Consider the following 23,271-nt stretch of genomic DNA (forward strand, 5'->3'; position numbering starts at 1 on the left):
CTCATGTATAAAGTATTGTTAGTCGATGATGAACCTTATGCCATTGAAGGGTTACAGCTTCTGATCAATTGGGAAAAGTATGGTTTCGAAATCAGAGGTGTGTGCGCCAACGGTGAGGAAGCCATTCGGATGATGGAACAAGATCGACCTGATCTCGTGGTGACAGACATTCGTATGCCTGTGATGAATGGGCTGGAACTTGTAGAAGAAGCACGACGATTGGAACATGAGTCTGTGCTGTTTGTCATCACGAGTGGATACAGTGACTTTAATTATGCCAGACAAGCTATTCGATTAGGTGTCTCCAACTATTTAACCAAACCGGTTGACAGTACAGAAGCAGAGGATATGTTGGTCCGTCTCCGTATGCAATTGCAGGAGCGTGAAACCCAGGAGCGTATAAGGGAACATGCAAACGAGCAAAGGATCAAAGCGTTTTTGTCCGCACTGATTAAGGATAAGCAAAATATATCGGAGGAGGAGATGTCAGAGATACGTCCTCGTTTAAACAAGTCCCATTGGGCATACCTGCGGATAGCCTTTCAGGGAGATATTCAGGAAGTCTGTTCAGTAGTCGAACAAACGGCTGAAGAAACAACTTGCTGTTATGTGATAGACAGAACAAGAGACTCATTGGGGCTTGTATGGGGGGAGGAAACGAATAATAGAAATGAGACGTTTGAAGCAATTAAAGCTTTTACACAGCGTTTGATGAACAATATGCAACATAACGGCTACGGAGATATTCATATCGCGGTTGGATTAACGGTCAACAATCTGGAGCATTTATCTGAATCCTTCCGCTCCGCACAGGAAGTTGGGCGTTATTTGTTTTTTAATCAAGAGCGTCTTTTGTTTGCCGAAGATATTCAGCTGGAGAATTGGCAGTTTGATCCAGAAACGCTGTCAGAGGTGGACCATATTTGCGATTTGCTTGAAAACGGTTCTGTAGAGGAACTCTCGTCTGCGATTCGGAGTGCTTTTGAACTGTTTGTACAGATGAAGGCTGCGCCAGAGATTGTACATATTTTCTCTACCCATATTATATTCCGCGGATTGTCCCTGTGCAGAGAATTAGGAGGAGAACCTAATTCTCTAATGAACGAATTGGCGAGTGGAATTCTGGAGAAGGGCCATCGAAATATAGAAGAGGTTGCTAACAATCTGGAACATTTCTGTTTGCAATGCAAGTCAGCACTGGCAATTTTCCGGGAGAGGCAAATGGGTGGCATCCAGGCGACGGTTGCTGAATATGTGCAGATGCATTACAGGGAGACATTTACGATCCAGGAGCTCGCAGAACGATTCTACGTGAATCCTGTCCATTTAGGGCAATCCTTTTTGCGAAAGTATGGTAAGGGTGTAATCGAGGTAGTACATGATTTAAGAATGGAGGAAGCGAAGCGTCTGCTCCAGCAGACGAATCAAACATCCAGTGCGATTGCGGAGCAAGTAGGGTACCGCAGTTACCAGCATTTTCTCAGACACTTCGAAAAACGAACAGCCATGAAACCAGTAGAATACAGGCAAAAGTATGCGAATTGATCCATGAAAAAGAAGAATCCCTCCTGAATAAGACCTACAATTACAGGGGGGTAGACCTTAAATGTATATATTTTGTAACCGCATACATTTCTTCATACTAAAAACAGTAAGACATACCACTTCCAAGGAGGGCAAGTACATGGGGGGACTTAAGAAAAAGAAGCTTTGGGGTTCCGTATCACTCGTTCTGGCTTTGAGTTTGGCACTGGCAGGATGCAGCGGTGACAATGAGAAAGCGACTACAAAGGATGGGAAAGAGGTACTGAACATCTCGGCCTTTATCGGAACGCCAAATCAGGCGCCAGCTAAAGATAACCGAATCTACAAGAAGATTCAGGATGAACTCGGCGTTAATCTTGAGATGGAGTTTCTAGTAGGTGATCTTCAACAGAAGTTGGGCGTTATGATTGCCGGGGGCGATTTCCCGGATCTGATCACAGCAGACACCAAGTTGGTCTCAGCGGGTGCGGTTATTGCGCTCGAAGATCTCATTGAAGAGCATGCACCTAATCTGAAGAAACATTTCGGTAAAGACTGGAACCGGATGAAGGATTCCAGTGACGGACATATTTACTGGTTGCCTAACTATGGAGTGTATACAGGAGAGTTCATTAGTAACTATTATTCTGGTCCTGCATTCTGGATCCAAAAGTCCATACTGAAGGATGCCGGGTACCCAACTCCAAAAACGTTGGATGATTTCACAAAGTTGGTCCGTGATTATGCAGCCAAGAATCCAACTATTGATGGTCAACCAACGATTGGTTTCACTACATTGGCTTCAGACTGGCGGACGTTCCCTTTGCTTAACCCACCTGAACATCTTACGGGTCACCCCAACGACGGGGGCGTAGTCGTAGATGATAGTGGAGTCGCAACCGTTTTTGCCGACAAAGATATCTCCAAACGGTATTATAAGGAACTAAACAATCTGTACAACGAGGGATTGCTGGATAAAGAAGCCTTTGTTCAGAACTACGATCAATATCTGGCCAAAATTTCTTCGGGACGTGTGCTTAGTATGTTCGACCAGCACTGGAATTTCCAAGCCGGCGAAGACCCACTCGTAGCACAGGGGAAAATTGGCCAGACATACGTAGGCTTCCCGCTTGTCTATGATACAAGTATCACAGATCATTATCTGGATCGTCCGGTCATTAACTTGAACAATGGTTTTGGTATCAGTAAAGATGCCGAAGACCCTGTCGCACTCATCAAATTCCTCGATAAGCTTATGGACGAGAAGTACCAGAAGCTCTTGTCATGGGGTGAAGAGGGTGTAGACTATCAAGTGAATGAAGAGGGAAGATTCTATCGTACACCAGAGCAACGGACAGAGCAGGATGATCCAGCATGGAGATTGGTTAACAAAGCTGAAGGTTTCTACGCTGCTGCACCGAAGCTTGAAGGAACATTTGAAGATGGCAATGCAATTGGAGCGATCAACCAACCTGAGGAATTCTATGACAACCTCAAACCGGAAGATAAAGAACTTCTGGATGCATACGGCTTCAAAACGTGGAGTGACTTCTTCTCTCCTGCACCAGAAAATCCAGTGTACTATCCAGCATGGCAGGTCGATCTGAAAGAAGGCTCTGATGCTGCGGTAGCGAACAAACAAATGACAGACACTTCATTGAAATTCTTGCCTAAAGCAATCATGTCAAAACCGAATGAGTTCGATAACATTTGGACTGAATATGTAGACGCTTACAAGAAGATCGATGTCAAATCCTATGAAGATCGAATTAATGATCAACTGAAATGGAGAATCGAGAACTGGTCTGTTAAATAAAAAAATGCGGCAATGATTCTCTCGGAAGGTATCAACCAAAGGATTACTCAGGCGAGTGCCTTCCGGGGACATCATGCTTAAAGTCGCTGCAAGCCAATAGGAGGAGTGAAAGATGGCGAACACGCCTGGAGCCATACCAGAGCAAACCACCGGTACAGTCGTTCCCAAAGCACCACTGTTAAAACGATTGCGCGGACAAAGACAACTCATGTTCATGTCATTGCCCATCGTTGCGTACATTCTCGTATTCTCGTATTATCCCATTTGGGGCTGGGTTATGGCCTTTCAGAATTACAGTCCTGCGAAGAGTTTCACGCAGCAGGAATGGGTCGGGCTCAAACACTTTAAGTTTTTGCTAACAGACGATGCATTTCTTAACGTGCTTCGTAATACCATTGCGATGAGCGTCATCAATATGGTGCTCGGATTTGCGACAGCAATTATATTTGCCATTTTACTTAATGAGATCAAACATAAGTTATATAAACGAACCATTCAAACAATATCGTATTTACCTCACTTTCTCTCATGGATTATTGTGACAGGTATCGTAGCAAGTTCACTATCTGTAGATGGTGGGATTGTGAATGTGGTACTCATGAAGCTGCATATCATTCAAGAACCTATCATGTGGCTTAGCGTTCCGGAATACTTCTGGGGCATTGTAGGCGCATCCCATGTATGGAAAGAAGTTGGCTGGAATGCCATTATTTATTTGGCGGCCATCACGTCTATCGATCCTTCCCTCTATGAAGCGGCAGAGATTGATGGTGCGAACCGATATAAGAAAATGCTGTATGTGACCTTACCCGGAATCAAATCCATTGTTATCATTTTGCTGATCATGAATATGGGCTGGATTTTGGAAGCTGGATTCGAGGTTCAGTATCTGTTAGGTAATGGTGTGGTTGTCGACTGGTCACAGACGATAGATATATTTGTCCTGAAGTACGGACTACAGATCGGGAATTATTCTTTGGCTACTGCGGCAGGTATCTTCAAAACAGTAGTTAGTATCACGCTGATCTTTGCGGCGAATTCAATTTCCAAACGGCTCGGGGAAGACCGATTAATATAAGGGGGACTAGAGATGGGAATCAATAAATCTCGGCTTGAACCGATTGTCTTCCATACGTTAAATGGTATACTGATGATCGCAATCGCGATTGTTACCCTGTATCCGTTTGTGAATACACTCGCCGTATCATTCAATGCCGGTAATGACACCATCCGGGGTGGGATTTATCTGTGGCCTCGGGTATGGACAGATCAAAACTACAGAGCAGTATTTGCAGGAGGGACCATCTTCAGCGCCTTTGGTATATCTGTGGCGAGAACGGTTTTGGGGACAGTTTTAAGTCTATTCTTAACCTCCATGCTGGCTTACACACTAAGCCGAAAAGATTATATATTACGAAAGCCCATTACCATTACAGTTGTTCTTACGATGTATTTTAGTGCAGGTCTTATTCCAACTTACTTCCTAATGAAAGATTTGCATTTGTTAAACAACTTCCTGGTGTACATTATTCCTGGGCTGATCAGTGCCTTTAATATGATTGTTATTCGAACTTATATCCAGACACTACCCGAGGGATTGATCGAATCCGCCAAAATCGATGGTGCTGGAGATTTCAGAACATTCATTTCCATTATTCTACCGCTGTGCCAACCGGTTCTTGCTACTGTTGCACTGTTCATTGCAGTCGGTCAATGGAATTCTTGGTTTGATACGTTTCTGTATGCATCTTCCAAACAAAACCTAAGCACGTTGCAATATGAGTTGATGAAACTATTATCATCTTCTATGAATTCCAACAGCAGTGCAGCCGTTGCCAATGGTGCAGATCTTGGTGCGGCGCGTAACATGGTCACACCTGTATCTATTCGGGCAGCGATTACGATTGTTGCGGCATTACCCATCTTAGTCGTATATCCATTTTTGCAGAAGTATTTCGTTCATGGCTTGCAGCTTGGAGGGGTAAAAGAGTAAACTTAATGCAGTTCCAGATAACCGATCAAAAACGGTCACTAGGTGACCGTTTTTTTATGTTTTTTAAACGGCAGACCTTAGTATGTCAATTGCACACGAATCGAACTTATTCAATAATGTTGTTGACAATTAAATTAAAGTTACTATAATTTATATTTACTTGATTCACCAGTCAGTCTCTTTTCAGGGTGCCACTGCGCGCGAAAGCCCTATATCAAGAACTGTCCACAGCGCCTGACCATCCCGAGCTCTTACCATTTTATCAAGGAGACTGAAGAGAAATGAAAGTATTAATCGTGGAAGACTCCATTTTCGTACAGAAATTGCTTACAAAGCTGATTGTTGATCATATTCCAGAATGCGAGATTCAGATTGCTAACAATGGAGAGCAAGGATACAACCTATTTAAGGAATTTCAACCTGATTTTATAACCACTGACCTGCTGATGCCTGGTTTGAACGGACAAGAAATGCTTCGAATGATTCGAGAAACGGATAGCAATGTCAAAATTATTATCTTATCTGCAGATATTCAGAAGACAACTAGGGATGAAGTTGAAATGTTAGGCATTTCTGGTTTTTTGAATAAACCTTTAACCGCCGAGAAGGCAACTACTATGATTCAACTGATTCAGGCGGCCTATCATGCTTAATGATTTACAGAAGGATTTGCTTACTGAACTAGTGAACGTTTACGTGGGACAAGCGGCTAACATGTTGTCAGAGATTGTAGACAAGCGTATCGTTTTGAATATTCCGGAAGTGGAACTAATCTCCATATCCGATGTTGATCCTGGAGATCGAAGATACAACATTTTCTTTAGTGAAGGTCACCTGTTTAGGTCATCCTTACAGTTTGGATACGAATTTCAGGGAAAAGCATTTCTGATGTTTCCTGTTGAGCAGGCTAAAGTATTGGCAAACATCTGTCTTGGAGAACTGGGTGAGAGCGTTATACCGAACGATCCGAACCTGATGGACACGGATTTGGACGTTTTGAAGGAAGTTAGCAATGTCCTGCTTAACGCCATTATTGGAGAATTCGGTAACTTCCTGGAGATCAAACTGGAATACGTCCTGCCTGATATTGAACTGATCTATGTCACCAATTCCGATCAACAAATATTGCTTCAGAATGAAGTTTATGTCCTGGTTTTACATACCTCGTTTTTACTTGCCGATACGGATGTGACAGGTATCATTGTCATAGCACTGAGTATGAACTCCATATCGAGCCTGCTGGCCAAAATGGACGCTTTGTTGGAGGCGGACAATGGATAATCTTATTTCACAAGCTTTGAACAAAGCCCATATGGGAATAATGATCGTGGACAGGCATTTAAAAATTGTTGTGTGGAATGCCTGGTTGGAGCGCTTTACTGGCAAGAATGTAGAAGAGGTAGTTGGCTTAAATCTGCTTGAGGTCTGCCCACGGTTTAAGTCGAACATATATTTAAATATTTTGCAAAATGCGCTGTATCATGGACAGAGCAGGTTTTGCTCAAGCGCTTTACATAAGGCGTTCATTCTTCCTACTGAAGGAGAGGATGAACAATTATTCAGACAAAATATGCATGTTGAACCGCTCTATCATGAAGATCGGAGTTATGTCCTTATTCAGATTACTGACATGACACACACCAATACCAGGGTATATAAACTTAAAAATCTGATCAAAGAACTGGAGACGGAGTACGCCAAAATCAAAATCTCCGAGAAAATCAGCAAGCACTTGTCTTTGCATGATCCACTTACCGGTCTGCCTAATCGTCTTGCTTATAATGACCGTCTTGCCTGGGCCATCAGTAATGCCAAAAGAAACCATAACAAACTAGCCGTCATGTTTGTGGATGCTGATGGGTTTAAACAAGTGAATGATACATATGGACACCATGTTGGCGATCAAGTGTTGTTGGAAATGGCAAAGCGATTAAGCGAAACAATTCCAGGTGCGGACACTGTAGCTCGGCTTGGCGGGGACGAATTCATCATTTTAAGCCATCTGAAAGATGATCACGATGCTGAAGTCATCGCCAAAAGATTGGAAGCTGCATTCAGTACCCATTTCAAAATTGCCGGAAACTATATCAACCTTTCGATGAGTATTGGTATCAGCCTATTTCCCAAGCATGGACAGGAGCCTTCCGAACTTCTGAGACATGCGGATGGAGCCATGTACAAGATTAAAAAGAATGGCAAGAATGGTTATGGAATCTATGAACCTGAAAATGCTTAAGAAATCTAAGAATGTCATTTAATAAAGTTGCTATAATAGCAACTTTATTTGTCTATACAATTAACATAAGAAAAAATATGTTTTTTCTATGAATAATATTTTTTTACATATGAAGATGAGAGAGTAGTTATTGAGTAATGTAGTAATCATTCAGCCAGTAATACTTATAAAGGAGTGTGCATATTGAATGTAATAGATGGGTCGATAATCGTACTTTTGCTGTTCAGTTTCTATATTCTATTACTGTACGGAATGCCGATTATCTTAATCATAGTGGGGTATTTCATATTTAAAGGGTACAAAAAGCGCAGGGGTGTGAAGACGAACGATAAGTCGGTGGCTCCTGATGGTCAGCAAGCTAATATTAAACCATAGATTAATGGTTGATACCACGATATTGAGCGGGACCAGAGTAAGGCCCGATTGAGAGCCGCTATATTAGCGGCTTTTTTGGATTTTAAATAAGAAGAAGTCTGAAAGAGGCGATAGTCAGAACAGTACCAAAAGCAAGGAGAAAAACGCCTCTAAACTTGATGCCCATCATATCGTATTCATGAAGTTCATCCTTCGTACGATTAAAAGGCCATGAATTGGGTCGTCTCATTGCTCTAACTCCAAAGAATAAACCAATCATTCCAAGTAACAGAAAGAAAAAGAAGAAAAACATATCATCCACCCTTTAACAAAGATAAGTAATATGGAACCCTATTGATCTATTGATTTGCCTATGCTTGCTGAGAATACATACTTTATGAAGGGTTACCTGGTTTGAACATTTTGTTGAAGATCAAACTGTATACATAAGCCATCACCATAGGGATTAAAATACGAAGCATAAGACCAGATGATGTTCCTCCCATTAAAATACCACACTTTTCAGTAATCTTTGGCGATCCACTCTACAATAGTCAATATGAGAGGTGATACAACTGCTACTAAACATGGATGTGCTCGATGCCTGTTAATATAATATATCATAAGACATCCAGCCATAAGGAAGAGACCCACATCGAATGGCAGAGCTGAAAAGGAGCGATTCGTGAATTCCGGAGCAAGGTGTCAAAAGTATGTCTTTGATGTTAAGGCAAGAAAACTAGCGAATCTATTTCAAAAAAACTGGAACAGTGCTATGATAAAAGGGAAATAAATCTAATTATTACAATAAATTTAATATATTTACAGAGAGGGATTAAAGATTGAAACTATAATCCAAATATTTTTTATTATGAGGAGGATAAACTATGAATAAGAGAAAAACGAAGAAAGTTAGTACGGTAATGATTTGTATTCTATCGTTATTTTTGGCATCTTCAACAGTCCTGGCTAATACTGCATCTTCACCGTATAGTACACCCAAAATTAAGGGACACACGTACACTTTCACATCTGAAGTATGGACTCGAAATTTCACTACAGGTACGACTGCTGAAGCCGTTGCATCAGTGAAGGCTTCAGCAAGTGTTCCAAATGGATATATGGGAGCTATGGCTAGATTGTACACATCTGGCGGAAGCTTAACAGCTTCAAGTTCCATGACATATAATACGTCGAAAACCTCTAGTTTTTTTGTCTACTCTCCAAGAATAACGACTAAAACGACGTATTATGCTCAGAACGTTGGTGAATTCTATAATGGGAATGGATACACACGGTATACTGGATACAAATCGCCAAACTTAAAGTTATCGAACGTAAATTCATCAAATGTTTTATTTGAAAACAACACTGAAACATCGGAAACGATTCACGAATTATTGCTTCAAACTAAATATGATGTCAATTCACAGGGCGATACCTATGGCTCAGCATTATCTGAACCAATCATTGGGGTTGAACCCGATTTGATTGCTGCAATTGGCACCAATGGAATCGAGGGTTATCTAAAAGCTGAAGATCTTACACCTAAAATCACTACCATCGAAGAAGCCTTGGCACAAACACAAGTGAATGGTACTGTTCGAACGATTCATTTGTATGATGTAGAAGGAGACAATATTATTGGAGAATTTGATGTAGTTACTGATTATAAAGTAGAATAGAAATTTTTCAGAGTAAAAGAGCCGCTAAATTTGCGGCTTTTTTGGGTTAAGCTATCCATTTCAAATAAGTTGCCTAGCCGTATTCTTTGCCGAAGTCCTCCATCTTTTCAAGGATCGGTAATAACTTCATTCCCTTGTCTGTTAACGAATACTCAACTCGTGGAGGAACTTCCGGATATACATCACGTTGAATAACACCATCATTCTCCAACTCTTTAAGCTGCTTTGTAAGGGAGCCTTGAGACAGATCTCCAAGGAATTTTTTGATATCCGTATATCTCCGTGTTTCGTCTTTTAGGTACCATAAGATAAAATATTTCCAACGCCCAGAAAGGACATTCTGAGTAAAAGCTATGGCGTACATGTCACTTTTTCCATCTATAAACTCTTGTTCAAATCCTTCGTTGCAAACTCTCATTCATATCACTCCTGATCCAAAGGTACAAAAAGATGTACTATGTTCATTTAAATTGCCTTCTTTGCAAACGAAACGAATACACTTATGATTGGTTCAAGAATCAAAACAAAACCATTTTAGTTTGACTAAAGTGTAAAAATATAAACTCATTTGGTTTTATAGTTAGTAGGCTAAGTAATTATTATATTTTTTAATCCTATAGTTAGCAAGCTAAATAATAAATATAACTCAGAAAGGTGTATCCGATGTGAATACAGCAAATGGACTAAAACTTTCGATTTTGGAATTTGTTCATATCTATGCAGGATCTGAGGCTTCAGAAAGCCTTCAGAACGTGACAGAAATGGTTCAATTCGCAGAACAGTGGGGGTTTAACAGATATTGGTTTACAGAACACCATAACACCAAAAACTTGATGAGTACCTCACCAGATTTACTGAGCTTGCATGCGGCAGCTCATACCAAAAGCATTCGAGTAGGCTCAGGTGGCATCATGTTGCCGAATCACAGTGCCTTGAAAGTGATGGAAAACTTTACGCTCCTCGAAGGATTATATCCAGGGCGGATTGACCTCGGGATTGGACGAGCTTCAGGCACGGATGGCAGAACCATGTTGGCATTGTTGAGGTCTCAAGAATTAATGGAAGTGAATGATTTTCCAGAGCAATTAGATAACCTGCTTTCTTTCTTTGCCCGTGACTTCAAAGAAAACCACCCGTTTAGTTCCATCCATCCTCCGGGAGATCATTCCATGGTTCCAGATCTGTTTATGCTAGGATCTAGCGAGGGTGGATTACATTTTGCCTTGGAAAAAGGATTAGGGTTTGTATTTGCTGCACATTTGGCACCGCAACTGGCTATTCCTGTGTTGAGAGCTTATCATGCGAATTTTAAGCCTTCGTCTTATTTTACGGAACCTCAAAGTATGTTAGCGACAATCGTTATTACAGCCGAAACGGAAGAAGAGGCTAAATATATCGCAGGACCAGCTGAGTTAATGTGGGCACAGATGAGTACGGGGACGAGAAACCTTACTTTCCCTACACCGGAAGAAGCCAAAAATCACACCTATACGCCTCATGAAGAGCTGGCCAGGGAACGTAATAAAGATCGCTTTGTGATTGGAAGTGTCGAACAAGTTGCGGAGCACCTTTGGCAGCTTGCGAAAGCAAGTTTAGTGGACGAAATTATGATTGCAGACTTTTATCCGAATCAAGAGAGCCGCAAGAAAGGCCATGAATTATTGGCAAAAGAATTAGGTTTATCACAGGGGAATAAGTGAACTCGTGAAAAGGAGATCATTCAACTATGGAAGAAAGAAAGCTTAAATTAGGAGGAATTATTGATGGCGTGGGTTGGAATCACACGGGTTGGAGACACCCCGCTATTCCAGCAGATGCCAGTGAAAATATTGAGTATTACGTACAGAAAGCCATACAACTTGAACAGGCAAAGTTCGATCTCATCTTTTTGGCAGACGTAAGTCATATTGGACCTGGCATGATCCCACACTATCTAAGTATGTTTGAGGGCGTATCCATTTTGTCTGCACTAAGTATGGTAACACATTCCATTGGCTTGGCTGCAACCATAGCGACTTCATATGCTGATCCCTTTACAGTTGCCAGGCAAATCGCCTCACTCGACAAGATTAGCAAGGGCAGAGCAGGGTGGAATGCGATCACCTCGAATCCGGGAGGGTTAGCCAATTACAGTCGGTCCCATTTAAGAAAAGCAGATCTTTATCCCATGAAAAAAGAGTTTTTGGAAATTGTTGAAGGCCTTTGGGATTCGTATGAAGACGATGCCTTTATACGTGATAAGGAACGTGGGGTATTTTATGATCCGCGTAAGATGCATCCTCTACATTATAACGGGAATTACTTCTCCGTGGAGGGTCCTTTAAATATCAGTCGATCGAAGCAAGGCAGACCGGTGGTCTTTCAAGCCGGCACTTCCCCGGAGTTCATGGATATTGCTGCACAGCATGCTGAAGTCATCATGGCACCTGGACATGATCTGGAATACCTCAAGGCATTCACTGCTGAACTGACACGTAAAGTTCAAAATCAAGGGCGTTCACCACATGATCTGTTGATGATGCCTTCTCACAACCCGATCGTTGGTAAAACGGAGAAAGAGGCTCTCGAAAAGCTAAGGGAAATCGAATCATGGATGCCACAAGGTTATCGAATGCCGAAACCTGGGTTAATAGGATCGGCGGAGCACGTTGCCGAACAAATCGAACATTGGTATAGAGCAGGCGTCATGGATATCTTGCTCATTAGACAAGATCATCCAGCAGGATTTAAAGACTTTATTAAATTGGTTGTTCCCATCTTGCAAGATAAAGGCATATTCCGCAAGGAATATGAGGATGACACACTTCGGGGGAATTTAGGTCTACCTTACCCTGAAAATCAATACACGAAGTAACAATCAGAAATTTGTTATTTAAAATAAAGGAGATGTTATACATTGAGTAAGAAAATTCGTACAGGAATCATAGGGGCTTCCATTAATAATGGGTGGGCGAGTGGTACACACATTCCAGCTATTGAGCATTTGGATGAGTTTGAGCTTACAGCAGTGGGGACAAGCAATATGGCTAGTGCGAAGAAAAGCGCAGAAGCTTTCCGGGCAGATCATGGCTTTGATAATATGGAGGAGTTGGCTCAGCACCCTGATGTGGATATGGTTGTTGTAAGTATTAATGTCAAGGAACATTATAACGCCGTTAAAGCCGTCGTGCCTGCTGGCAAACCAATCTATTGTGAATGGCCTTTGGGTTCGAATACAGAGGAAGCGCTTGAAATGCAGGAATGGGTATCATCTACCCAACTGCCAAATGCGATTGGATTACAGGCTAGACAAGCCCCGGCCATTCAATATGTAAAAGATTTATTGACAGAAGGTTATATCGGTAAAGTGTTATCTGCCAACCTGAAGATCGCTATAGATGGCATGGGTGGCGTTGGTGACAAGTCGACTGCGTATTTGTATGACCGAAAAGTTGGAGGGAACTTGCTGACCATTGTAGGGGGCCATAATCTGGATGCCTTCACTTACATGCTTGGGGACTTTACAGAATTGTCTGCTACCACAGCTCAACAGTTTCCAGAAGTTGAATTGGTTGATATTCAGAAAGTCATCAAGAAAACAACGGATGATCAGATCATGATTACAGGGAAATTGACTAATGGGGCAGCAGCCAGTGTCCATATTCAAGGTGGAGTTAAACATCAGACAGGACTTACACTTGAAATCTTCGGAGACAACGGCACGATTGTTCTGAGCGCCCCTGCATCCATTCAATTCGGATCACATCAATTACGCGGTGCAGGATCTACGGACAACGAGCTTCGCGAACTAACCATTCCCGATGCCTATTACTCGGCTCCACATTCTCTATATAACGACTCCGGATTTGTTCTGAACATGGCTCAGGCTTATCGTAAGTTCGCCCAAGATATTCAGGAAGGTACGACCTTAGCACCTACTTTTGCAGATGCGGTGAAACTTCATCAGTTACTGGATGCCGTCGAAAAATCAGCACAGACAGGTGAACGTCAATATTTCTAATCCTAACCAAAAAGAATATGAAGGAAAATATTACGAGAGAATATGGAATCAAAGAATAAAGGAGAGGTTTTTAATGAATAACACACTCGAATTGCTTCATAATCATACATCGTTTCGTTCTTACACATCTCAACCCCTAACTGAGGAACAAATAGATGCAATATTTCAGGCAGCGAATCAAACTTCATCGTTCAGTCTTCTGCAGGCGGTATCCATTATTCGAATCACAGATCCAGTGCTTCGAAAAAAAGTCAGACATCTCTGTGTTGATCAACCTTATATTGAAGAAGCGTCCGAATTTTGGATATTCTGTGCAGACTTCAACCGAAATCATGAAATCGCTCCGGATGTGGATATCGAATATATTGAATTTCTGCTAATCGGTTCATTCGATGCAGGACTGGTGGCACAAAATGCATTGACCGCGGCCGAATCCATGGGGCTCGGCGGGGTGTATATTGGTGCGGTCAGAGCAAATATTAACGAGCTATCTGATGTATTAGGTTTACCGAAATATGTGATTCCTTTAGTGGGGCTGTGCATCGGTCATCCAGATGGAGATAAACCTGAGCTTAAACCTCGGCTGCCTCAATCCATGGTTTTACTTGAGAATCAGTATCAATCTCTTGATCAAGAGAAATTAGCTATCTATGATGAAACGATGTTGAAGTATTATGAAAATCGACCGACGAGAGCCCCTTTCACTGTGAAAAAAGTAAAAGGATGGAGTGACCATATCCAGGATCACCTCGAGAGAAGTATTCAGCCGCAAATGATGGCCTATTTGAACAAGCAAGGTTTTGCCAAAAAATAAGTTTAACGATAAATCCAATCTTCCTGAACTTTAGAGTTGTTCACATTCTTTCGATCTGCTTTCCTCGATATGAGTCAGAATTATAGTGTGAATACTTGACGAAAAGCTATTGTAGGCTGAAACCGTGCAGACCTAAAATTCCTTGGTTTGATGCCTCTTCAAAACTATGAGATAAAATGAGAGCAACATTAGTAACAGTGGCTACTGATGTTGCTCTCATTTTATCGTTTAGTTTTGGTGCATCATTCGAACAATATGCTCTGCTATACTTCGTTCTGTTAGTTTAGTTTGTTCCGCAGTATGCAGAGTAACTGCTTCATTTATCATGTTAGCATAGATTTGTGCGTACAAAGTACGTTCATCAGAGTTTATGTCCTGCATACAAAGATCCAAATACTGCTTAAGTGCAATGACTAATTTTGAAGAGAGAAGAGGAATAATTTTATTATAGTTTCTTCGACATTTCTTTTTGACTTGTTGATGATACTCAAATGCTGCGAATACCAAGTGCATCATATTGTCTTTGGTAAATGCACACACACCATTAGTATGTTGTTGAATAAGTTCTTCTGCTGATTTTTTTATAATCTCATCCAACAATTCATATTTATCCTGGAAATGAGCATAGAATGTTGCCCTATTGATTTGGGCCCGTTCCGTTAAGTTTTGTATGGTGATTTTATCAAAATCTTTTTCTTCCATCAGTTCGAAAAGCGCCTCGAAAATGGATTCTCTTGTTCGAGTTGTACGAATATTTCTTACTTTAAGTCCCATGAATCTATCTCCCTTTTTTTAAACCAACAAAAGACTCGCATTGTTGGTTGTTCCTCAATGATATTCCGGATACAATTGAACTACTAAAGCAACTATTGTTGTAATAGTATAATACTAAGAAGGTGGTTAGTCCATTCAGAAACTTTAAAGTGCAAGGTTAATAGTAAGTAACGATTTCATCTAACAGTGTAAATAATAAAACTACAAAGTGATTAAGAAAACTAAATATTGGAGGGATTTTAAAATGAAACTTACAGGAAACACGATCTTCATTACAGGTGGCGGCTCAGGAATTGGACGTGCATTGGCAGAAGCTTTACACAAGCTTGGAAATAAAGTAATCATCTCGGGTAGAAGAAAAGAGCGTCTGGAGGAAGTACTTAGTGCTAATCCCGGAATGTCTGCAGTTGAACTGGACATACAGGATCTTTCCAGTATTGAGGCAACGGCTAAGCAACTTATTCGGGACTTCCCTGAGTTGAATGTCTTATTTAATAACGCCGGCATCATGCTTTTCGATGAGGCTGCAGGTGTGATTGACGAAGAGGTTCTGGTTTCAACGGTCTCAACAAACTTGCTTGGACCCATTCGAATGACATCTTCATTAATTGAACATTTGAAGTCTAAAGAAGAAGCTGTGATCATTAATACGACTTCTTCAATCGGGTTTATTCCGTACGCAGCGACTGCAGTGTATTCCGCGACCAAAGCAGCGCTCCATTCTTATACCTTATCACAACGTTATTTGCTTAAAAATACAACAGTAAAAGTATTAGAAATTATACCACCTGGGGTTCAAACAGAACTCATGGCAGATCTTAGTGACGATCCACATGCGATGCCACTTGAAGCATTCATTAAAGAAACCATAAGATTACTCGGTACGGATGCTGAAGAAGTTCTCGTGGAACAAGCGAAAATGATTCGTGATAATCAAGGTCCGAATGAAGGAGCTTTTGTAACGCAACTTAACGATATTGCGAGCCAAGCAACAACAGACCATTAATTTCATCCTTCCAAGACTATTAGTTTCATTGTTACCAGAGGTGAATTGACACCTGTATATCTCCATGATACATTTAGTCTGCTAAATATAATTCGGATGTTAGGGAGGAATCGTTCATGACAAATATAGTAGATTGTGAAATTCGACAGTCTTTAGATCGAATTTCCTCCCAAATGCGTCGAAACTATAGTGAATCTCTTCGGGAACTTAATTTATATGTAGGACAAGATAATTTGTTGTATCGGCTGTGGTTGGGTGATGGGGTAACACAGATGCAACTAAGTGAACATATGAAATGCGAACCACCAACGGTTACAAACATGGTCAAATCACTGGAGCAGAATGGATTTATATATCGCAAACGTGATGTACAGGATGCAAGGATCATGCGTATCTTTCTAACCGATAAGGGCAAAGAATTAGAAAAACCGGTTGAGCATAAATGGAGAGAGCAGCAAGAGAAACTACTTCAATCCATTTCTTCGGAAGATCGGCTGATATTGAGGCAATTCATGCAACAAATGGAGAGGAATATAGTGTGACTCTCTATTTTTTCGATAAATACTTAGCTTGCTAAATATAATTCCCGAGTGTAGTCAAGCTTGGTTCCACAAACTAAAAATAGAGGATCGTATGAACATGCTGATCCCATATCTGGACAGAACTAATGAATTAAGCTGAAAACAAAGGAATAGTGAACTGACCGACCAGGAGAAATCAGAACAGTTGGAACTTCGGCAAAATTACTTGAAAATGATCCGAGGACGACTTCTAACTACAATGCTTGCAGTATCTGTGGTTGATCCTGAAGGTAATGATTCCACGCCATCCAGATTGGTTGATGAAAAGAAAATCCATTCCAATACCAGTGAGAGAGAGGGATAACGGAATGTCTAATAAACAATTTGAGTTAGAAGACAATACACAAGATAATCTATTGCAAAATTTCCAGAATTACCGCAAGATGTGTACTGTTATAACGACTAATGGTGTTCATCTTAAAGGCATAATCGAAGGTTTTGATAGGTATGATATTATTATAATTTCAACAGCAGGGAGAAAAAGTTTGTTGAGTAAAAAAGCAATATCTACCATTATTACAGAAGAATGATAAGTATTTCTGGGGATGAGTTTGTATCCATCCTTGCACCAGAATCTATGTTTTTCGTGAAGTTTTCGAACTTGACAGGTCAATCCTTCAATACAGATCCTTATTGATATTCCGCAACAAAAAAACCGTTAATCATCACATCACAGATTAACGGGTTTCAAAAAACGCTTCGACTGATTATTTAGTAATTAATCATGATATAAACGAGTTCACATCAGTTGCAACTATTCTTTTTCAAACTGAATATCTATTTTCTGGATAGGGCAAACCTAAATTACCACGTAAAGTGTTTGATTCGTATTCCGTACGGAAAATTCCCTTTTCTTGCAAAATAGGAATAACAAATTTGATGAAGTCATCGAATCCTGAAGGATGCTCCTGTCTGATCTTCAATAAGTCCATCGCACCTGCCTCATACCATTGTTGAATTTGATCCGCTACTTTTTCTGCAGAACCAAAAAATTTAGGTTTAGGTATTCTGTACCCAGGCATTAAACTTTCTAATTCTTGAAATTTTTCTTCAGCTTCTGTTTCTGTGCGTCCTACAATCGGATTATGCGAGAGTGTAATTATGAAATCATCAGGCGATCGGCCTTCTAATGCGACCCTTCTTTTTACCTCATTACTGAATGCTTTAGCATCTTCTAAGTCATCAGAAGGGAGAAATACTCCGTCAGCATGCTTTGCAGCAATATTCATGAAATCTGAAGAGGAGCCAGCTTGGAAAATCACGGGTCTTCCTTGTCTCGAACGGCTAATATTTAACGGACCATCCACTGAAAAATAATTCCCTTTAAAGTTTAGAGCGTGCATTTTTTTCGAATTAAAGAATATACCTCTTTGTTTATCCCGAATAAAAGCGTCATCCTCATAGGAGTCCCACAGGCCTTCAACAATCTCTAAGAACTCTTTTTTCATAGGATACAAATCTGCTTTTGAAAGATGGGTCCGGCTATAATTTGCTAATCCACCCGGATTTGAAGTTATGGCATTCCAGCCTGCACGTCCATTACTAATTTTATCTAAAGAAGCCATCTGTCGGGCAACGGTAAATGGATCTGCATAGGAAGTGGCAATTGTTGCAGTTAGCCCGATTGAATGAGTCACCATGCTTAATGCAGAGAGAATAGTAACACCTTCGAACATACTTAGATAATGCGGGATCATATTCGGTCCTATATGGCTGACGTCAGTTAAAAAGATGGTGTCAAACTTTCCTTCTTCTAATCTTTTAGCTTTTTGTACATAGTATTCTATGCTCTCACTAGCATTAGCGGGCATATCTGGGTGACGCCAACCTATATAGTTCCAGCCAACTCCATCTATGGTACCACCGATTTTAAGTTGTCTTTTCTCTTTCATGTATATCTTCCCCTTTCATTTTAACTTGTTTCGTTTGTTGAAACATGGGTATTATCCGTTAATCTGGTCTTGGCATTGGAACGGAACAAAGCGAATGAAATTGCAAAAATACTAATTGCAACGACAACTGAAGTAGCGGCTACCAAACTGACTGATTGAATGGATAATCCAGCAGTGACCAGCCCTCCGAAAGCTGCGCCCGTAGCCATCCCAAGTTGCAGGACGGAGCTGTTTAAGCTAAGTATAATTCCAGACGCTTCTGGAGCAATTGAGACGAGGTTGTACTGCAGGGTTGGCCCTGATGTCCAAGCAGCAATTGCCCAAACCATAAGCAAAACAAAAGTGACAATATACGACCCTGCTATGGTAGAGAGCATTATAAGAGCAAGAGCATTAACAGACATACCGAAAAATAGTGTACGGGCGAAGCCTAAACGATCCGTCATAAATCCACCGAGCTTGGAGCCAATTAATGTAGCAATCCCGAGAACAAGTAAAGTAAGACTTAATGCTCGTTCGCTCATCGGTGAGACGGTATTCAGGAAAGGCGTAATATACGTATAAAACACTGCGTATCCAATAAATAAAAAGAATGTCACGCAGAGAGAGAAAGTAATCTTTGAATTCTTCAAAAGTGCGAGTTGTTTGCCGAGAGGAACTGGCGCTTCGTTTTTTGTTGCAGGAATCATTTTAGCGACGGCAAAAATTGCTAGAAGACATAAGAGACCGATGCCCCAATAAATTATCTTCCAATCGAATGATGCAGCAATGAAACGGCCTATGGGGACTCCAATGACAAGAGAAGCACTAAATCCCATTGTCACAGTAGCCAGGGCACTCGCCTGATGACCTCGTGGTGATAATTTTGCTGCGAGGGAAAAAGCAGTGACAATAAAGACTCCCATTCCAACTCCGAGTACAATGCGTGACAGCATCAAAAATCCGAAACCAGAAAAAATGACCGTCATAGCACTTCCGAGAACAGTTAATGCGAGAGCCAATATCAACTGTTTACGTTGGTCTAACTTTGCTGTTGCTAATATAATGATAGGCGTGCCTATTGCATTGGCTAATGCAAATAGGGTAACAAGCTGACCCGCAGCAGAGACGGTTACACCAGCATAATCAGCAACTTTGTCCAAAATGCCCACAAAGACATTTTGCGAAGTGCCAACTAAAAGACTGATCAGGGTCAGCAAGTATATTTGTAGTTTCCATGTTTTACTCATTTTAGTACTCCACCTTGTAATCGATAATTTGTAATTCTGAAAATGTTGGACAATAAAACACAACTTTGAATACTCCAGCGAGAAGGGCAGTATGCTTATTTCAAGATGATTGGGAGCGTTGTTAATACAATGACGCTTTGTAACAGCTTTACTGCCAAGTGCTACTACATAAATAACTGTTTAGGTAAACTAAATAATATAACAGTGTAACATATCAAGTATTTCAATTTTTTAAAGTCTTATCACCTCAATCTCACTCTTTATAATATTTATTTAGGTAAACTAAATAATAAAGTGAAGTTAAGAGTTCTGTCAATAGCTTATCTTTTTATATTTTTTTCCATTCGTTTTAGCCAGACTCGCATTAAGGATATTTCTTCATTTGTAAATCCTTCTTGCATCTTCTGTTCAATAACATCAATTGTATGCAAATTCTTTTCCTCTTGCGCTTTGCCTGTCTCTGTGAGAAATATTCTTTTTACACGTGCATCTTTTGAATCAACCTTTCGGGTCACCCAGCCCCCTGCAACCAAGCAGTCAATAAGATTTGATAATGATGCAGGACGGATATTTAACTTTTCCAATATCTCTTTTTGAGTAAGTCCATCTCCTGTTTTCCATAAACAGCGTAATACATCTATCTGAGCAGAAGAGAGTCCGTCTTCTAATTTAGCACACATTTGGTTGGTGAGATGGGTTAAGTCACGAGAAATCCGCTTAATCGAAAAAAAGGTACCACCTTGATCATTCATTTTATCATCCATTTATTTAACCTCCCTAAACTTTATTTTGAAACTTCGTGGACTGAATGTCAACCTTGTACACATCAGGATCATCAATGTATTACCTATACTGTCCGTTTCCGAATTTACGATTATACCTCTAATGCTGGGATAAGATTGTGATAATTCAAGTTAATTTTGTTCATTTAGATGTTGAAGAGATTACAGTACACTGAAAGAACATACAAACGGAACACACTTAACATGAAAAATGTGAGGAATTATAATTCGTTGGAGGTTTTAACGTGAAGACCAAAAATATCTGGTTTAATCAACCTGCTGGAACATGGGAAGAGGCATTACCTATCGGAAATGGAACTCTTGGTGGCATGATTTTTGGGAAAACACAGATCGAGAGAATTCAGCTTAATGAAGATAGTCTGTGGTATGGTGGTCCGATGCAGCGGAATAATCCTCAAGCACTTGAATCTTTATCTCAGATCAGAAGCCTGATTTTTGACGGTAAGATTAGGGAAGCAGAAGAACTCGCAGCAGATACTTTGGTAGGTGTTCCTGACGGGCAAAGGCATTATGAGCCATTAGGGGACTTCTATATCGCTATGGACCACAGTGAACATGAACCAAATGAATATCAAAGACATCTCGATCTGGAACAAGGCAAGGTAAACGTGAATTATACCGCAGATCAATCCATTTACAGCCGTGATTATTTTGCCAGCTACCCGGATCAAGTACTCGTTGTTCATCTCAAATCTAGCGTACCTGGAAAGTTATCTTTCTCCACTATTTTTGGCAGGGGAACCGTTCTGCAACCAACATCCTATTCAGATATTCTTAAGCATCCTGTTGGTTTCCAATCCTATCTGGACCGGATCGAGAAGCGTGGAACGAATGACTTGATCATCCGGGGAAGAAGTGGGGGAGAAGACGGAATCCGATTTTGTTGTGCGATTCGCCTTATATCTGAAGGAGGGCAGGTTCATTATTCAAGCGGCCAGCTTTCTCTGAAGGATGGTAATTCAGCGACTATTCTAATCACGGCTTGCACGGATTTCCGAGTACCTAAGGAACAACTTGAAGCGGAGTGCCTCCGAAGAATTGAGGCCGCTTCAACAAAGCCATATAGCGAACTGCTCGCCGATCATGTCTCGGACTATCATACCTTATTCGAAAAGATGGATATACATCTCGAAGATGAAAATAAAGATGTGATATGTTCCGAACTTCCAATCGATCAGCGCCTTGAGCGGCTTAGAGCTGGTCAGCATGATCCGGAACTGCTGAGTCTATACTTTCAATTTGGTCGCTATCTGCTTATCTCAAGTAGTCGTCCAGGTTCTTTACCGGCAAATCTTCAAGGGATATGGAATAAAGACATGCTTCCTGTATGGGATAGCAAATATACGATTAATATTAATACACAGATGAACTACTGGCCTGCAGAAAGCTGCAATCTGTCTGAATGTCACGTTCCATTATTTGATTTTATAGATCGACTGCAAGTCCGGGGAAAGGAAACCGCTAGAACCATGTATGGATGCAAAGGGTTCGTTGCTCATCACAATTCGGATATCTGGGCAGACGCTGCTCCGCAGGATGTATGCATGACATCGACCTTTTGGACTATGGGAGGAGCATGGCTTTCATTACATCTATGGGACCACTACGAATACAATAAGGATGTTCAATTTCTCAAAAAAGTTTACGCCACGATGAAAGATGCGGCTATGTTTATTCTGGATTATCTAATAGAGGATCCTACCGGCAATTGGGTGATATGTCCTTCGTCCTCACCGGAAAATCGCTATATATTAGATAATGGAGAGTCGGGGGCTTTATGTTTTGGTGCTTCAATGGACAATCAGATTATTAGAGAAATCTTCACGCGTTGCATTGAAAGTACCCGAATATTGCAAGAGGATCAGGAATTTGGAGAATTACTCCGTGGTGCTTTAACCAAAATACCGGAGACCTCCATTGGCAAACATGGCCAGATCCAAGAGTGGAGTAACGATTATGATGAATTGGAACCTGGTCACAGACATATTTCCCATTTATTCGCTTTGCATCCTGGAACGCAAATTACGTTGCAATCAACACCTGACCTGGCCAAGGCAGCTCGTGTAACACTCGACAGAAGACTGGAACACGGTGGTGGACACACAGGATGGAGCCGGGCGTGGATTCTCAACATGTGGGCACGATTAGAGGAGTCGGAACTTGCACACGATAACATCGTGGAACTTCTACGTTCCTCCACGTTACCCAATCTGTTTTGTGACCATCCTCCATTTCAAATTGATGGGAACTTTGGAGGTACTGCAGGGATAGCAGAGATGCTTCTTCAGAGTCATAACGAAGTAATCAGATTGTTACCTGCTTTGCCATCAGCTTGGCCAAAAGGATATATTCGTGGTATTCGGGCTCGTGGCGGATTTGAAATAGATCTGGAATGGAATAATGGTCGTCTATTCAATACCAGAATTCGCTCTATTGCAGAATCAAGAGTAACCGTATCCTATCTGGACCAAAAGATAGAATTAACCTTTCCTGGCCCCAATTCAATAATTGAACTAAGAGGATACGACTGGAATAACAAATAAGAACTTACTGATTACCTGAGC

The 23,271-nt window shown here is 41.0% G+C and carries 21 protein-coding genes and 1 pseudogene; 17 read left to right on the plus strand and 5 right to left on the minus strand.

Annotated features, from left to right (window positions below; all coding sequences use genetic code 11):
• Nucleotides 1–3 precede the first annotated feature (3 nt).
• The 8 genes from PAEAM_RS00635 to PAEAM_RS00680 all read left to right on the plus strand — a co-directional run bounded on the left by PAEAM_RS00635 (nt 4) and on the right by PAEAM_RS00680 (nt 9,608).
• The gene (locus tag PAEAM_RS00635; protein WP_100526254.1) at nt 4–1,545 is read left to right on the plus strand and encodes a response regulator; all 1,542 of its coding nucleotides are present in this window, start codon (nt 4–6) and stop codon (nt 1,543–1,545) included.
• Between the two features lie 139 nt (nt 1,546–1,684).
• Nucleotides 1,685–3,340 (plus strand): type 2 periplasmic-binding domain-containing protein, encoded by a 1,656-nt coding sequence (locus tag PAEAM_RS00640; protein WP_036615864.1) that lies wholly within the window; start codon nt 1,685–1,687, stop codon nt 3,338–3,340.
• Between the two features lie 112 nt (nt 3,341–3,452).
• The gene (locus PAEAM_RS00645) at nt 3,453–4,418 is read left to right on the plus strand and encodes an ABC transporter permease (RefSeq protein ID WP_100526255.1); all 966 of its coding nucleotides are present in this window, start codon (nt 3,453–3,455) and stop codon (nt 4,416–4,418) included.
• A 12-nt stretch (nt 4,419–4,430) separates the two neighbouring features.
• A complete protein-coding gene (locus PAEAM_RS00650) occupies nt 4,431–5,333 on the plus strand; it encodes a carbohydrate ABC transporter permease (protein WP_017688457.1) in 903 nt (300 codons plus the stop codon).
• A 281-nt stretch (nt 5,334–5,614) separates the two neighbouring features.
• Nucleotides 5,615–5,986, plus strand: coding sequence for a response regulator transcription factor (locus tag PAEAM_RS00655; RefSeq protein WP_100526256.1), 372 nt, complete (start codon nt 5,615–5,617; stop codon nt 5,984–5,986).
• Entirely contained in the window at nt 5,979–6,614 is a 636-nt protein-coding gene (locus PAEAM_RS00660) for a hypothetical protein (protein ID WP_017688455.1), read from the plus strand. The genes PAEAM_RS00655 and PAEAM_RS00660 overlap by 8 nt, the downstream gene beginning before the upstream one ends.
• A complete protein-coding gene (locus PAEAM_RS00665; RefSeq protein ID WP_100526257.1) occupies nt 6,607–7,569 on the plus strand; it encodes a sensor domain-containing diguanylate cyclase in 963 nt (320 codons plus the stop codon). The genes PAEAM_RS00660 and PAEAM_RS00665 overlap by 8 nt, the downstream gene beginning before the upstream one ends.
• 1,241 nt (nt 7,570–8,810) lie before the next feature.
• The gene (locus PAEAM_RS00680) at nt 8,811–9,608 is read left to right on the plus strand and encodes a hypothetical protein (RefSeq protein ID WP_036615847.1); all 798 of its coding nucleotides are present in this window, start codon (nt 8,811–8,813) and stop codon (nt 9,606–9,608) included.
• A gap of 73 nt (nt 9,609–9,681) precedes the next feature.
• Here the strand turns inward: PAEAM_RS00680 and PAEAM_RS00685 are convergent, their stop codons facing one another.
• On the minus strand, nt 9,682–10,026 hold the full coding sequence (locus PAEAM_RS00685) for a winged helix-turn-helix transcriptional regulator (RefSeq protein ID WP_074095086.1): 345 nt from the start codon (nt 10,024–10,026) through the stop codon (nt 9,682–9,684).
• 247 nt (nt 10,027–10,273) lie between these two features.
• Between PAEAM_RS00685 and PAEAM_RS00690 the strand changes: the two genes are divergently transcribed.
• The 4 genes from PAEAM_RS00690 to nfsA all read left to right on the plus strand — a co-directional run bounded on the left by PAEAM_RS00690 (nt 10,274) and on the right by nfsA (nt 14,422).
• Nucleotides 10,274–11,308, plus strand: a complete 1,035-nt coding sequence (locus PAEAM_RS00690; RefSeq protein WP_100526259.1) for an LLM class flavin-dependent oxidoreductase — start codon at nt 10,274–10,276, stop codon at nt 11,306–11,308.
• Between the two features lie 26 nt (nt 11,309–11,334).
• Nucleotides 11,335–12,462, plus strand: a complete 1,128-nt coding sequence (locus PAEAM_RS00695; RefSeq protein WP_100526260.1) for an NtaA/DmoA family FMN-dependent monooxygenase — start codon at nt 11,335–11,337, stop codon at nt 12,460–12,462.
• A 42-nt stretch (nt 12,463–12,504) separates the two neighbouring features.
• Nucleotides 12,505–13,608, plus strand: a complete 1,104-nt coding sequence (locus tag PAEAM_RS00700; protein WP_100526261.1) for a Gfo/Idh/MocA family protein — start codon at nt 12,505–12,507, stop codon at nt 13,606–13,608.
• Between the two features lie 73 nt (nt 13,609–13,681).
• Nucleotides 13,682–14,422, plus strand: coding sequence for an oxygen-insensitive NADPH nitroreductase (gene nfsA / locus PAEAM_RS00705; protein ID WP_100526262.1), 741 nt, complete (start codon nt 13,682–13,684; stop codon nt 14,420–14,422).
• Between the two features lie 228 nt (nt 14,423–14,650).
• Here the strand turns inward: nfsA and PAEAM_RS00710 are convergent, their stop codons facing one another.
• A complete protein-coding gene (locus tag PAEAM_RS00710) occupies nt 14,651–15,196 on the minus strand; it encodes a TetR/AcrR family transcriptional regulator (RefSeq protein ID WP_100526263.1) in 546 nt (181 codons plus the stop codon).
• A gap of 244 nt (nt 15,197–15,440) precedes the next feature.
• Between PAEAM_RS00710 and PAEAM_RS00715 the strand changes: the two genes are divergently transcribed.
• From PAEAM_RS00715 to PAEAM_RS00730, 4 genes and pseudogenes are all read left to right on the plus strand, one after another.
• On the plus strand, nt 15,441–16,202 hold the full coding sequence (locus PAEAM_RS00715; RefSeq protein ID WP_100526264.1) for an SDR family oxidoreductase: 762 nt from the start codon (nt 15,441–15,443) through the stop codon (nt 16,200–16,202).
• A 116-nt stretch (nt 16,203–16,318) separates the two neighbouring features.
• Nucleotides 16,319–16,744, plus strand: a complete 426-nt coding sequence (locus PAEAM_RS00720; RefSeq protein WP_100526265.1) for a MarR family winged helix-turn-helix transcriptional regulator — start codon at nt 16,319–16,321, stop codon at nt 16,742–16,744.
• 151 nt (nt 16,745–16,895) lie between these two features.
• Nucleotides 16,896–17,087 (plus strand): annotated as a pseudogene (locus PAEAM_RS32145) (DUF896 domain-containing protein); the annotation flags it as partial.
• Nucleotides 17,088–17,091: 4 nt separating this feature from the next.
• On the plus strand, nt 17,092–17,313 hold the full coding sequence (locus PAEAM_RS00730) for an RNA chaperone Hfq (RefSeq protein ID WP_165789791.1): 222 nt from the start codon (nt 17,092–17,094) through the stop codon (nt 17,311–17,313).
• A gap of 234 nt (nt 17,314–17,547) precedes the next feature.
• Here PAEAM_RS00730 and PAEAM_RS00735 read toward each other — a convergent pair whose 3' ends face one another.
• The 3 genes from PAEAM_RS00735 to PAEAM_RS00745 all read right to left on the minus strand — a co-directional run bounded on the left by PAEAM_RS00735 (nt 17,548) and on the right by PAEAM_RS00745 (nt 20,668).
• A complete protein-coding gene (locus PAEAM_RS00735; RefSeq protein WP_100526267.1) occupies nt 17,548–18,675 on the minus strand; it encodes an NtaA/DmoA family FMN-dependent monooxygenase in 1,128 nt (375 codons plus the stop codon).
• A gap of 20 nt (nt 18,676–18,695) precedes the next feature.
• Nucleotides 18,696–19,904, minus strand: a complete 1,209-nt coding sequence (locus PAEAM_RS00740; protein WP_100526268.1) for an MFS transporter — start codon at nt 19,902–19,904, stop codon at nt 18,696–18,698.
• A 320-nt stretch (nt 19,905–20,224) separates the two neighbouring features.
• Entirely contained in the window at nt 20,225–20,668 is a 444-nt protein-coding gene (locus PAEAM_RS00745; protein ID WP_100526269.1) for a MarR family winged helix-turn-helix transcriptional regulator, read from the minus strand.
• A 263-nt stretch (nt 20,669–20,931) separates the two neighbouring features.
• On the opposite strand from PAEAM_RS00745, the gene PAEAM_RS00750 reads away from it, so the two are divergent.
• Nucleotides 20,932–23,250 carry a glycoside hydrolase family 95 protein gene (locus PAEAM_RS00750; protein WP_100526270.1) on the plus strand — a complete coding sequence of 773 codons (2,319 nt, stop codon included), beginning with the start codon at nt 20,932–20,934 and terminating at the stop codon, nt 23,248–23,250.
• Nucleotides 23,251–23,271: the final 21 nt, after the last annotated feature.

Source organism: Paenibacillus sp. GM1FR, assembly GCF_002803315.1.
Classification (GTDB): Bacteria; Bacillota; Bacilli; order Paenibacillales; family Paenibacillaceae; genus Paenibacillus; species Paenibacillus amylolyticus.